The 12917-nt window shown below is 53.2% G+C and carries 9 protein-coding genes; 8 read left to right on the forward strand and 1 reads right to left on the reverse strand.

The features are described from left to right. Window positions 1-10 precede the first annotated feature (10 nt). From mreC to rodA, 4 genes are read left to right on the forward strand one after another with little or no spacing between them, the layout of a single operon-like run. Window positions 11-916 (forward strand): rod shape-determining protein MreC, encoded by a 906-nt coding sequence (gene mreC / locus J3P35_RS06045; RefSeq protein ID WP_210463441.1) that lies wholly within the window; start codon window positions 11-13, stop codon window positions 914-916. Then, a complete protein-coding gene (locus J3P35_RS06050; RefSeq protein ID WP_210463442.1) occupies window positions 909-1433 on the forward strand; it encodes a hypothetical protein in 525 nt (174 codons plus the stop codon). The genes mreC and J3P35_RS06050 overlap by 8 nt, the downstream gene beginning before the upstream one ends. Beyond that, window positions 1430-3268 (forward strand): penicillin-binding protein 2, encoded by a 1839-nt coding sequence (mrdA, locus tag J3P35_RS06055; protein WP_210463443.1) that lies wholly within the window; start codon window positions 1430-1432, stop codon window positions 3266-3268. Before J3P35_RS06050 ends, mrdA begins: the two co-directional genes overlap by 4 nt. A gap of 10 nt (window positions 3269-3278) precedes the next feature. Beyond that, window positions 3279-4556, forward strand: a complete 1278-nt coding sequence (rodA, locus tag J3P35_RS06060; protein ID WP_210463444.1) for a rod shape-determining protein RodA — start codon at window positions 3279-3281, stop codon at window positions 4554-4556. Between the two features lie 218 nt (window positions 4557-4774). Here the strand turns inward: rodA and J3P35_RS06065 are convergent, their stop codons facing one another. Beyond that, the gene (locus J3P35_RS06065) at window positions 4775-5824 is read right to left on the reverse strand and encodes a hypothetical protein (protein ID WP_210463445.1); all 1050 of its coding nucleotides are present in this window, start codon (window positions 5822-5824) and stop codon (window positions 4775-4777) included. Between the two features lie 34 nt (window positions 5825-5858). On the opposite strand from J3P35_RS06065, the gene J3P35_RS06070 reads away from it, so the two are divergent. The 4 genes from J3P35_RS06070 to J3P35_RS06085 all read left to right on the forward strand — a co-directional run bounded on the left by J3P35_RS06070 (window position 5859) and on the right by J3P35_RS06085 (window position 12856). After that, entirely contained in the window at window positions 5859-6179 is a 321-nt protein-coding gene (locus J3P35_RS06070) for a 2Fe-2S iron-sulfur cluster-binding protein (RefSeq protein ID WP_210463446.1), read from the forward strand. Window positions 6180-6485: 306 nt separating this feature from the next. Beyond that, the gene (locus tag J3P35_RS06075; RefSeq protein ID WP_210463447.1) at window positions 6486-7079 is read left to right on the forward strand and encodes a thymidine kinase; all 594 of its coding nucleotides are present in this window, start codon (window positions 6486-6488) and stop codon (window positions 7077-7079) included. 893 nt (window positions 7080-7972) lie between these two features. Then, entirely contained in the window at window positions 7973-11251 is a 3279-nt protein-coding gene (locus J3P35_RS06080) for a S41 family peptidase (protein ID WP_210463448.1), read from the forward strand. A gap of 381 nt (window positions 11252-11632) precedes the next feature. Then, window positions 11633-12856 carry an RtcB family protein gene (locus J3P35_RS06085; RefSeq protein ID WP_210463449.1) on the forward strand — a complete coding sequence of 408 codons (1224 nt, stop codon included), beginning with the start codon at window positions 11633-11635 and terminating at the stop codon, window positions 12854-12856. Window positions 12857-12917: the final 61 nt, after the last annotated feature.

Raw genomic sequence — 12917 nt, forward strand, 5'->3', positions numbered from 1 at the left:
ACACGCGCCCATGCGGAAACTATTTATTTTCATCTTCCGGATTAGGGCTTTCCTGGTGTTCCTGCTGTTAGAGGGCGTTTCCATTTACCTGCTGTACCGGAGCAACACCTACCACAGTGCGGCATTCTATCAGTCGTCTAACTATTATGTGGGGCGTGTGCTGGAGATCCAGAGCCAGGTGGCTGATTATTTCCGGCTCACGGAGGTAAACCAGGCGCTGGCGCAGGAGAATGCCCAGTTACGGGCGCAGCTTACCCAGATTCAGGAGCAGAAACTCAACGACAGCCTGGGTGTTCTGAAAGACTCTGTGTTTGTGCAGGTCAGGGCCCGGGATCCGAAAGACTCACTTCAGGCATCGCGCGACTCACTGGAAGAACTGGTGTTCACCTATAGGCCGGCCCGGGTGACGAGTAACTCCGTGCGGGGGCTAAACAACCACCTGGCCCTGAATGTAGGCTCCGATGCCGGTATTAGGCCCGGGATGGGCGTGCTCACCGCCAACGGGATTGTGGGCCGGGTGAAAGCAGTCTCCAAGCACTATGCCACGGTGACCTCGCTGCTGCATTCCCAGACCCTGATCTCCGTGAAACTGAAGCGGAACAAAAGCCTGGGCTCCATCAAGTGGGATACGGAAAATCCCGAGACCGCCAGCCTGCACTATATTCCGTTGAGCGAGAAAATCTTTAAAGGAGATTCTGTGGTGACCTCTGGTGCCGGGGGTATTTATCCGCCGGGCATTATGGTGGGGCGCGTGATCAGTGTGCGCAAGGAGCTGGATAAAAGCTTTTACACCATTGTGGTGCGCCTGAGCGTGGACTTTGAGAAACTGTCTTACGTGTACGTAGTGGAAAACAAACGCAAGCCTGAGTTGGACAGCTTGCTGGTACAGTCAGGCATAACCGAAGAGAATGAATAGTTTTAGGTTCATACACTTAGTCCAGTTTGTGGTTTTGATGAGCCTGCAGGTGCTGCTCATGCGCAACCTGGTGCTGTTTGAGACCGGGTTCTGTTTTGTGTACATCGGGTTTATCCTGTTCCTGCCCATTGAGATGGACAAGGTGCTGCTGCTCTTGCTGGGCTTTGTGTGCGGGTTCACCATTGACCTGTTCTATGACACGTCTGGAGTGCACGCGGCTGCCACGGTACTCATGGCCTACCTGCGGCCCTCCATGCTGAAACTGCTGACGCCCCGCGATGGCTATGAGGTCTCTGACCATGCCAGTTTGCCTTCCATGGGGTGGCGCTGGTTTCTGACCTATGGCATGGTACTTATCTTTGTGCACCACTTCGCCCTGTTTTTTCTGGAGCTCAACGGATTTAAACTGATCGGATTTACGTTAGCCAAGATAATAGCCAGCACATTGTTCACCGGAACGGTGCTGGTGATTTTTCAGATGTTATTTTTTGAGCGAAGAGCACGAGGTTTTAGATGAAGTACTTAGAAAGCCGCAAATACGTAATCCAGGCGATTTTCATAGCCATAGGAGCGGTTTATCTCATCAAACTTTTCTACATCCAGGTTCTGGATGACAGCTATAAAACCGCCGCCGAAAGCAACGCCATGCGCCGCGTGGTGCAGTACCCGTTCCGGGGGCTGGTCTATGACCGCCACGGGAAACTGCTGGTGGAGAACACCCCGGTGTATGACCTCATGGTGGTGCCCAAAGAAGCCAAAGCCATTGACACGCTGAAATTCTGCCAATTGGTGGGCATCTCTCTGCCGGAGTACCGCGAGAAAATCACCGCGGCCAAGAAGTACTCCTACGTTAAGCCCTCACCGTTCCTGCAACGCCTCACTAACGCAGAATTTGCCGCCATCCAGGACAACTTGGTGGACTTCCCTGGTTTCTACATCAACGCCCGTACCGTGCGCGGCTATCAGCATGGCAGTCTGGCCCACGCGTTGGGGTACATTGGGGAGATCAGCCCGCGGCAGTTGGAGGACACCACCTACCACGGTTACCGCCAAGGCGATTATCTGGGCATCAGCGGCCTGGAGCGTCAGTATGAGCAGTTTCTCATGGGTAAGCGCGGGGTGAAATACACCATGGTGAACGTGCGCGGCATTGAGAAAGGATCCTTCAAGAACGGCGAATATGACACCCTCTCGGTAGCGGGTAAGAACCTGGTTACCACCATTGACCTGGAACTGCAAAAATACGCCGAGTTGCTCATGTCAGGTGGGAAAGTGGGCAGTATCGTGGCCATTGAACCCAAGACCGGCGAGATCCTGTCACTGGTATCGGCGCCGTATTTTGATCCTTCGCTGCTGACCGGGAAAGAGCTGGGCAACAACTACATGAAATTGCTGCGCGACCCCACCAAACCGCTGTTCAACCGGCCTCTCATGGCCACTTATCCGCCGGGCTCCATCTTCAAGCTAGCGCAGGCCTTAATCGCGATGCAGGAAGGTGTGCTGACCCCTGAGACCGGGTACCCATGTAACTGGTCTTTGGTGAAATGCTCACACCGGCACCCATACCCGGCCAACCTGGGCATTGCCATTGAGCAGTCCTGCAACCCTTATTTCTACCAGGTTTTCCGCTCGGTGGTGGCGCGGGGCCGGTCTCGCAATGTGTATGAGGATGTCCGGCTGGGCCTGGATGAGTGGAATAAGCACATCAAAAGTTTCGGGTTTGCCGGCAATCTAGACATAGACCTGCCCGGCGAGAAAAAAGGAATGATGCCCAATGCCCGCTTCTATGATCGTATCTACAAACGCGATGGCTGGAAATTCCCCACCATTTACTCTGTCAGCATCGGGCAGGGCGAGACGGGTGTAACGCCGCTGCAGATGGCCAACTTTGCCGCCACTATTGCTAATAGGGGTTATTACTACAAGCCGCACATTGTGCGCTCCGTAGGAGAAAACGGGAAACCGCTGCCTGAGTACTCCGTGAAAAACTACACCTCCGTGGACCCAAGGCATTTTCCGCCGGTGATTGACGGAATGCAGTTGGTGGTGGAGAACGGAACCGGCCGGTATGCCAGCCTGAAGCACATTGGCGTAGTTCTATGCGGCAAGACCGGTACCGTGCAGAACCCGCACGGCAAAGACCACTCGGTATTCATTGCCTTCGCTCCCAAAGATGATCCCAAGATCGCGATTGCGGTGTACGTGGAGAATGCCGGGGGAGGGGCCACTGCCGCCGCGCCCATGGCCAGCCTCATGATTGAGAAATACCTCACTGATACCGTGAAGACCACTTACCGCAAGCGCTGGGAAGCAGACATGATCAACGGTAGTTTCTACAAATGGACCGATTAGCAGACATCAAATGCGGACCTCCTACAAAATAGCCAATAACATAGACTGGGTCACCATTGGGCTGTACGGCCTCATGGTGACGCTGGGCTGGATGAACATCTATGCCGCCGTCTATAACCCTGAGAACGTCACCAGCATCTTTGACTTCACGCTTAACTCCGGGAAACAACTGGCCTGGATTGGTACCTCCGTGATCATCATCATCATGCTGTTTGCCATTGACTACAAGGCCTATGACTCGCTGGCATACGGGATCTACTGGTTCGTGATTTTGATTCTGTTGGGTACTCTGCTTTTGGCTTCGCCGATTAAAGGGTCCCGTTCCTGGCTCGTGATCACGGAATCTGTACGCTTGCAGCCCGCGGAGTTCGCGAAGTTTGCCACGGCGCTGGCCGTCTCAAGGTTTATGAGCGGTATTAACCTGCGGCAGCAGAACTGGAAAGATCAGGCCAAGCTGGCGGGATTGGCTTTGTTGCCGCCTATCATCATCATTCTCCAGAACGAGACCGGTTCTGCCCTGGTGTTCGCAGCCTTCACCCTGGCCTTCTTCCGCGAGGGGATGTCACCTTTGATTCTGATCATTGGTGCGGTGGCCGTGTTCGTATTTGTGCTCACGCTTTTGATTCCGCAGTGGTACCTGGCGGGCATCGTCACTGTGCTGATGGGTGCTTACCTCTGGCTCAACTTCCACCGGATTAAGCGGTATCTGCCTACTTACATCAGCATTTGGGCGGCCGTCCTGGTCATGGTGTTCAGTGTAACTTACTTCATTGACAACATCCTGCAGGAGCACCAGCAGAACCGCATCAAAGTACTCGTGGACCCCGAGGTGGATCCTCTGGGCGTGGGCTGGAACGTGACGCAGTCCAAGATTGCCATCGGTTCCGGTGGGTTCTTCGGGAAGGGTTTTCTGGAAGGCACGCAGACCAAATTTGACTTCGTGCCGGAGCAAAGCACCGACTTTATTTTTTGTACAGTGGGCGAAGAACACGGCTGGATTGGCAGTCTCATCATTGTGGCGCTCTTCATGGCCCTGCTCATCAGGATCATTTACGTGGCGGAACGGCAGCGCTCGGTTTTTGGGCGTACCTACGGCTACTGCGTGGCTTCCATCATCTTCTTCCACTTTTTGGTGAACGTGGGCATGACCATCGGGCTGGCCCCGGTAGTGGGAATTCCGCTGCCTTTCTTCAGCTACGGCGGCTCATCGCTATGGTCGTTTACCATCCTACTGTTCATTCTGCTGGCCATTGACGCGCACCGCAAACTGGATCTGGGCCGAGGGTAATTGGCGTATCAGGTAGCAAGTATCACGTAGCGAGATTGGAACCCGTTTCGGGGTTGTTTTAGAAAAAACAGCTTTAGAATGGAGGGCTGCAGACGCTCGCAGGACCTGCGAGCGTCTGCACAGATAAAGCGATGTTCTTCCTCTCTAACGCAAAACGCCCGCCTCTGTAGAGAGGCGGGCGTTTTGCGTATGTTTTTGTGAAAACGGGCGGGAAAGGCTTAGGCGAATTTGCGTTCTATGAGCCTGGTGAGTTTCTGCACGTGTTCTTCTTTGCGGCTCCAGTTGTATTTGCTGGCTACATCGTGTTGCAGGTACTGTTTGGCCTGGTTAGGGTTGTCGTACTCGTCCAGTTGCTTGATTACGGCATGATAGGCCATGTTATCGCCTTCAAACAGCTCGTTGATGAATGAGAACCGCTGGTTAATTGAAATAGCTTCTTTCAGGGATCCTATTTTCTGGTCCTGCTGGCGGTCGGCCATGGAAGGGACTACGGGCTGCTTCAGGCGATCGTTTAGGTTGGGTTTTTGCTCGGTTTGCAGGCGCTCGTTCAGTCTGGGCTCGGGGTTCAGCGTGGGCTGAAAACTAGGCCGCGGCGTACTTGCTACGTGTGTACTCACGGCTGGCGCTGGGGCAGGAGCCGGGGCGGGTACCAGGGTAAACAGCTCGTCTATCAGCAAAGGCTGCAGCTCATTGAATCTGGCCACTACCTCGTTCACGGTGGTGCGCTCAGCCTCGTGCTCAGCCAGGAAACGGCTCAGCCTGGGTATAATCTGGTAACGGTCAACCTCGGTGCCGGAGAGCGTGTCCAGGAAACGGCGGTACAGGTCTTTGTCAATGTCCTGGTACTTGAGGGTTTCCTGCAGTTTGGATACGGAAAGGTCGTCCAGGCGCATGAATTTTTCCTCAAAAACCGCCTCAGGCTCTAGTACAGCACGTAAAGTATCTTGGATGGCCTTGAGCAGCAGCGGCTCAAAGTGCGGGCGTTTGATGGAGATCTTGCGGGACAGCACGTTCATGAACTGTACCAGGGCGTCTTTCACCTCGGGGTGTTCAAAATCAAAGTACGGGCTGCGCAGGTTGGCCATCTCATGGTTCCAGAGCGTGAGCAGCTCTCTGATCATGTAGAGGTTCACCTGTTTGATAGGGGTAAAGGAAATCAGTTGTTGGGCAGTAACGTTCTCATGATGAGCAAAATGTTCTTCGCTGAGGCGTTGGGCAAGGGCCTGGCTGTACTGGGCCAGGCGTATTTGATTATATTTGTCTTTCATTGGAGGAAGCATACGCTCGTAAATATAGCGAAATATGGCCGAATTAACGGTTTCTAATCTGGGCGGAATTGTGGTGAACGTAGCCCAGGGGCAAACGGTTCTGGCCGCACTGCAAGCCGCCAGAATTGATTGGATGCACGCCTGCGGCGCCAAAGGACGCTGCACTTCCTGCCGCATGGTAGTACTGGAGGGCGCGGAGAACCTGGCCCCGGATACCGCCCCCGAAACCCGTTTCCGCAACAACGGCCGCCTCAAACCCAATGAGCGCCTCACCTGCCAGGCCACCCTCACCGGACCCGTCACCTGCCGCGTTCCCCAACAAACGAAACTCCCGCACATTTCTTATACCAAGTGAGTGGTTGAATGATTGAGAGATTGATGGATTGGATGATTGATTTGAAGATGTAGAAATTTGAAGATGTCAGATTGAGCCAAGGATTATTTCCAAATCTTCACATCTTCAAATCGACTAATTCTCTCATTCCTTCAATCTGTTAATTATTCAATTTTCTGAAAGCCAATGTATTGGATAACTGTGTGGAAAAATTGTTCATTAGGGAAGGGGATGGGGCTAGTACCTTCGCATCAGTTAATGTGGGTATGGCCCCAGTTTTTGGAAGGGATAGCACATTAGCACCTTTAATAATTAGCACATTAAGTTATGTTCATAGAACCCCGGGTGGGAAACCGCCAGCAGGCCCAGAGAAGAGGTTGGATTGAAGTGATTTGCGGGTCTATGTTCTCGGGGAAGACCGAAGAATTAATCCGGCGGCTCAACCGCGCCAAGATTGCCAAGCAGTGCGTGGAGATCTTCAAGCCGGCCATTGACACCCGTTACCATGAAATTGACGTGGTCTCGCACAATGCCACCTCCATCCGTTCTACGCCCATTCAGTTTGCCAATGATATGCTCTTGCTGGGCAGCGGCTGCGATGTGCTAGGTGTTGACGAGGCTCAGTTCTTTGACGAGGCCATCACCGAGGTTTGCGTGCATTTGGCCAACACCGGCGTACGCGTGATAGTGGCCGGCCTAGACATGGATTACCTGGGCAAACCCTTCGGGCCGATGCCGGCGCTCATGGGGGTGGCCGAGTACGTGACCAAGGTACACGCCATCTGCGTGCAGTGCGGTGACATCGCCTCCTACTCCTTCCGGAAAGCCGCCTCTCAGGAGAAAGTCCTCCTGGGCGAAACAGATTCCTACGAGGCCCGCTGCCGCCACTGCTTCCAGGAAGGCCTCAAGGGAAACTACTAGAGAGAGTCCTGAGTCTTAAGTCCTGAGTTCTAAGTCAGGATTTTGAAAAGCCGTTTTACCTCTGATTTTCTGAAAACAGGGGTAAAACGGCTTTCCGGTTTTAATGACAGGTAGCATTTTCAAGAATACCGCTTTAAGTTTTTTTTATATTAGCAGAAATGAATTTTCTGGAGTGGTGATAAAAAGAATACTTCGTGTTGCAGTAGCAATTATTCTTTCTGCTTTAATGGAAGCAATGTTGCTAATTCACTTTGCCTCTGATTTTATTTCATCGCTTTTGCCTGGCTGGCACACTACAGTTTATCACTCCATTAAGATAAATTACCTGCTCTTTTTTGCCACAATCATCCTTCCTTTTTGTCTTCTTTTACTGGCAAACATGAGGTGGTTGAAATATGTCTTTCAGAGGTGAATCTCCGCTGGCGCGAGCTTGTAGCTCATGCCTTCTGTTGTGAGCTAACTCATACTAGGAACAGAATGAGTTAGCTGAAATACCTCCACCTTGGCCTGTCCCCTGACAGGACAACGCATGTTTTTACTTTATCATTACTTCGGTCTGTCAGGGGACAGGCCGAGGAAAAGGTAATCGAAAGCCTGGGATCAGAAATACGTGCGGACACGAGCTGCAAGCTCGCGCCAGCGATGAATCTGATTCTGTAGGGGCAATCCCTTGTGGTTGCCCAGTTACGATTGCCGCTCTATTAGGTCAACCACAAGGGATTGCCCCTACACCAACATAATCACGCCTATCTGGTTTGAGGCTGTTTGTGTCAAATCAGCCTCAAAACGCCAGATAAATTTTCGTGAAAACCAACCCAGCCCCTGCTTCTTTTGAATAAGCAGGAACAATCGTTACATTTAGTAATCCAATCTAACAAACAACCGCTTACCTTATGAAAAAGAGGTTTCTAGCCATTCTGGCTCTGTGCTGCGCAGGCAGCCTGGGAGCCATGGCCCAAACCCAAACTCCGCTCTGGCTCAACACCCCGGCAATTTCGCCCGATGGCCAGACCATTGTCTTCAGTTACAAAGGCGATCTCTACAAAGTAGCCGCGGCCGGCGGAAACGCGACGCCGCTCACCATGCACGAAGGCTACGAATACATGCCGGTCTGGTCACCAGACGGGAAATCCCTTGCCTATGCCTCTGACCGCTACGGCAACTTTGACGTGTTTGTGATACCCGCGCAGGGTGGCGAGAGCAAGCGCCTCACGTTCCATTCTTCCCCAGACCTGCCGTCAGATTTCACGCCCGATGGGAAAAGCGTGATTTTCTCCTCGGCCAGGGTAGACGCAGCCTCCAATTCCATGTTCCCGTCGGGGGCTTTTTCTGAGTTGTACAGCGTGTCTTTGGGAGGTGGCCGCAATGCCATGTTGCTGACCACGCCCGCTGAGGCGGCCCGCTACAACGCCGCCGGCGATGTGCTGGTGTACCACGACAAGAAAAGCCCTGAGAACAGTTTCCGGAAACACCAGACTTCTTCCACCGCCCGCGATGTATGGGCCTACAACACCAAAACCAAGCAACACACCAAGCTCACCGATAACGTGGGCGAGGACCGCCAACCGATTTTATCAGCCAACGGCCAGGAGATCTACTACCTGAGCGAGCAGGTGAACGGCACATTCAACGTGCGGAAGATGAGTCTGCAGAATCCGAAGCAGAGCGCGGCGGTCACTAATTTCAGCAAACATCCGGTACGTCACCTGAGTGGTTCTAAAGATGGCGTGCTGTCGTTTACTTATAACGGCGAAATTTATACCTTAAAGCCGGGTGCGCAGCCGCAGAAAGTGGCCATCCAGCTGTATTCAGACATCCGCTCCAACCCCGAGACCGTACTGCCCATCTCCGGCGGTATGACCGAGATGGAGGTGTCGCCTAATGGCAAGGAAGTGGTGTTTGTGAACCGGGGCGAAGTGTTCGTGTCATCAGTGGACGGGGGCATTACCCGCCGCATTACCAGCACCCCCGAGCAGGAGCGCAGCGTGAGTTTCTCGCCCGATGGCCGCAAAATCCTGTACGCCAGTGAGCGCAACGGCAGCTGGAACATCTATGAAACCAGCCTGGTGCGCAGCGCCGAGCCTTATTTCTACGCTTCCACGGTTTTGAAAGAAGAGCCCGTGATTGCCACTGCCGCCGAGGAATTCCAGCCGGCGTATTCACCCGATGGCAAGGAAGTGGCCTACTTGGAGGAGCGGGTGACCCTGAAAGTGGTGAACAAAGCCAGCAAGCAGGTGCGCACCATCTTGGGCAACGCCAACAACTACTCGTACTCAGACGGCGACCAGTATTATGAGTGGTCCCCAGACAGTAAGTGGTTTTTGGTGCAGTACAACCAGCCCAAGCAGTGGCTGAGCGAAGTAGGCCTGATTTCGGCCAGCGGCAAAGGCGAGGTCATCAACCTGAGCCAGAGCGGCTATTATGAAAACAGTCCGCAGTGGATGATGGGGGGCAAAATGATTACCTTCTACTCTAACCGCGAAGGTTTGCGCGGCAACGGCAACAACTCCGGTACCGGCGATATTTACGCACTCTTCACCACCCAGGACGGCTTTGACCGCTTCAAACTGAGCAAAGAGGATTTCACTTTGCTGGAAGACCTGGAGAAACGCGAAACTGCGGCTGGTGGAACATCAACTGAGAAAGCTGAACCCAAGAAGAAAGGCAAAAAAGGCGAAGCTGCTAAACCTGCCGCTCCGGCCGGTATGACGCTGGAACTGGACAATCTGCCCCAACGCAAAGCCCGCCTCACTGCTACCTCTTCAGACTTGGCTGATGCCGTGGTCACCGACAAAGGCGACCGGATGTTCTATCTGAGCCGCTTCGAGAAAGGCTATGACCTGTGGGTGACCAACCTGCGCGACAATGACACCAAACTGCTGGCCAAACTGGGTGCCCGCGGTGGCGACATGGTCATGAGCAAAGACGGCAAGAACCTTTTTGTGTTAACCGAAGGCAAGATCCTGAAAGTAGACACTGAGAACGGCAAACAGGAAACCCTCAAGGTAAACGGCGAGATGAACCTCAACGCCGCCGCCGAGCGCGCCTACATGTACGACCACGTGATCAGGGAGCTGGAAAAGAAATTCTACGTGAAAGACCTGCACGGCGTAGACTGGAAATTCTATACTGACAATTACCGCCAGTTCCTGCCGCACATCGTCAATAACTACGACTTTGCCGATGTCCTGAGTGAATTGCTGGGCGAACTGAATGCCTCGCACACCGGCGGAAGGTACAGCCACCGTGCTACTAATCCAGATGCGACGGCTTCTTTGGGGCTTTTCTATGATGAGCAGTACACCGGCAAGGGTCTGAAAGTGAAGGAAGTCATCAACCTGAGTCCGTTTGACCGCGCCAGCTCCAAAGTGAAACCGGGCGTCATCATCGAAAAAATTGACGGGCAGCCCATTGAAGACAACACCGATGTAGACCAACTCCTGAACCGCAAATCAGGTAAGTACACGCTGGTGTCTTTGTACAACGAGAAAACGAAGCAGCGTTGGGAAGAGACCGCCAAGCCTATCTCGGCGGCAGACCTGAGCGAGTTGCTGTACCAGCGTTGGGTAGACAACCGCCGCAAAGAAGTGGATCGTTTATCAGGCGGACGCTTGGGTTATGTGCACATCAGGGGCATGAACGATGCCAGCTACCGCACGGTGTATGAAGACGCTTTGGGCAAGAACGCGACCAAAGAAGCTTTAGTGGTTGACACCCGCTCCAACGGCGGCGGAAACCTGCACGATGACCTCATCAGCTTCCTGAACACCAAACAGTACGCCGAGTTCATCCCGCGCGGCCAGAACCTCTCAGACGAGCCCCGTAACAAGTGGACGCGTCCGTCCATCGTGGTGATGAACGAGAGCAACTACTCAGACGCGCACATCTTCCCGGTTCTGTACAAAGAGCTTGGCATCGGGAAAACCGTGGGTATGCCCGTGGCCGGAACCGGTACCTTCGTGTGGTGGGAAACCCTGATTGACCCAACCATGGTCTTCGGGATTCCGCAGGTAGGCTACCGCACCCTGGGTGGCGGCAAGTTCCTGGAGAATTCCCAACTGGAGCCAGACTACCTCGTTGCCAATGACCCCACCCTGGTAGCCCAGGGCCGTGACCAGCAACTGGAGAAAGCCGTGGAAGTGCTGCTGAAAGAGTTGCCTGCGAAGAAGTAATTCTTCTAGAATCAATGAATAATCAGAAGCCCTGCCTTGATGGTGGGGCTTCTTCGTTTTTAAGCTATTTTGGAGAAAAATGACTGAAAAGGGAAGTAGATGAACATAGAATGGGAAAACTTCATTTGGGGACTTATCCTCTCGATTGCTGGAATCATATCCATGTTGATTTGGTATTCAAATGAAAAAGTAACCAGGGCTCAATTCACAAAATCAAATGTTCAACTGATTTCTGCTGGATTGATGGGCATTGGGTTCGGGCTTTACTTCATCCTCAAGGCATTATAACAGACCTGCCTTTATTTACTAGGCTTCCTAAAAAACAGGTAAAAAACGCAATGCCCTTTTCACGTATAGCCTGTAACACCAATTTGTAGGACCATGGCTATTGTGCAGAACAACATCACCGTTTTCGGGGAAGAGATCATTGACCAGAGCGCTATCGATCAGTTGAAACGCTGCGTGAGCGAAGAAGACATTGGCGTGCTCACCGCCGATGCGCACTACGGCTACGCGCACCCCATCGGCGGAGCCGTGGCCTACAAAAACAAGGTTTCGCTGTCTGGGGTGGGATTTGACATTGGTTGCGGAAACAAAGCCGTGCGCACCGACATCATGGCCTCGGATGTGAAGATTGGAAGGGTGATGGATGAAATCGTAAGCACCATAGGGTTTGGGGTAGGTAGACCTAATCCCAAGCGCATTGACCACCCGGTGCTGGACCACATCAATAAAGCCGAGTTCAAACCCCAGCGCGAAATGCGGAAACTGGCGGTAGAACAATTAGGCACCGTGGGCAGCGGAAACCACTTCATTGATTTGTTCGAGGATGAGAAAGGCTTTCTGTGGGTAGGAGTCCACTTCGGGTCAAGAGGATTTGGGCATAAGACAGCCTCCGGGTTCATCGCGCTCTCGCAGGGGTTAAGCTTTTTTGATAAAGCGAAGGAAGGCTCTATGGATGCACCGCCCATCCTGTTTGACATCGACTCTGAGTTGGGCCAGGATTACATTGCCGCCATGTCGTTGGCGGGCGAGTACGCCTACGCGGGCCGCGATGTGGTGGTGGAGAAAGTGTTGGGGATTCTGGGCGGAAAAGCCACCGAGGTCATCCACAACCACCACAATTTTGCCTGGTTTGAGAGGCACCAGGGCGAGGATTACTGGGTGGTGCGCAAAGGCTGCACACCGGCGTTCCCGGGGCAGAAGGGGTTTATTGGCGCGAACATGTTTGACAACTCGGTTATCATTGAGGGCGTGGAAAGCGAATTGTCCATTAGAGGTCTTTATTCCACGGTGCACGGGGCCGGACGTTTGCTTAGCCGCCGTGCTGCGGCCGGTAAAACCAAATGGATCAGGGACAAAAAAGGCGTGAAGCGCAAAACCGTGGTCTCACCGGGTCTGGTGGACTTTGACGCCGTGCAGCAGCGCATGAAAGCCAAAGGCATTGAACTGCGCGGCGCCGGGGCCGATGAAGCTCCTGAGGCCTACAAAAAGCTTGAAGACGTCCTCAAATACCAAGGTAATACCATCAAGGTGCTGCACACGCTTCGTCCGCTGGGCGTGGCCATGGCCGGCGAAGATGTTTATGATCCGTACAAAGATTAAGCACCATTTCCGGTATTTCAGCGGCGAAACTGTGATATCCGATTCTCGTCTGTTTGGTGAA

The organism is Rufibacter roseolus, assembly GCF_017916365.1.
In the GTDB taxonomy this organism is placed as follows: domain Bacteria; phylum Bacteroidota; class Bacteroidia; order Cytophagales; family Hymenobacteraceae; genus Nibribacter; species Nibribacter roseolus.

What these genes read in the sequence shown, in the direction of transcription:
- mreC (WP_210463441.1), top strand. Translation starts at nt 11, where the DNA reads ATGCGGAAACTATTTATTTTCATCTTCCGGATTAGGGCTTTCCTGGTG.
- J3P35_RS06050 (WP_210463442.1), top strand. Translation starts at nt 909, where the DNA reads ATGAATAGTTTTAGGTTCATACACTTAGTCCAGTTTGTGGTTTTGATG.
- mrdA (WP_210463443.1), top strand. Translation starts at nt 1,430, where the DNA reads ATGAAGTACTTAGAAAGCCGCAAATACGTAATCCAGGCGATTTTCATA.
- rodA (WP_210463444.1), top strand. Translation starts at nt 3,279, where the DNA reads ATGCGGACCTCCTACAAAATAGCCAATAACATAGACTGGGTCACCATT.
- J3P35_RS06065 (WP_210463445.1), bottom strand. Translation starts at nt 5,824, where the DNA reads ATGAAAGACAAATATAATCAAATACGCCTGGCCCAGTACAGCCAGGCC.
- J3P35_RS06070 (WP_210463446.1), top strand. Translation starts at nt 5,859, where the DNA reads ATGGCCGAATTAACGGTTTCTAATCTGGGCGGAATTGTGGTGAACGTA.
- J3P35_RS06075 (WP_210463447.1), top strand. Translation starts at nt 6,486, where the DNA reads ATGTTCATAGAACCCCGGGTGGGAAACCGCCAGCAGGCCCAGAGAAGA.
- J3P35_RS06080 (WP_210463448.1), top strand. Translation starts at nt 7,973, where the DNA reads ATGAAAAAGAGGTTTCTAGCCATTCTGGCTCTGTGCTGCGCAGGCAGC.
- J3P35_RS06085 (WP_210463449.1), top strand. Translation starts at nt 11,633, where the DNA reads ATGGCTATTGTGCAGAACAACATCACCGTTTTCGGGGAAGAGATCATT.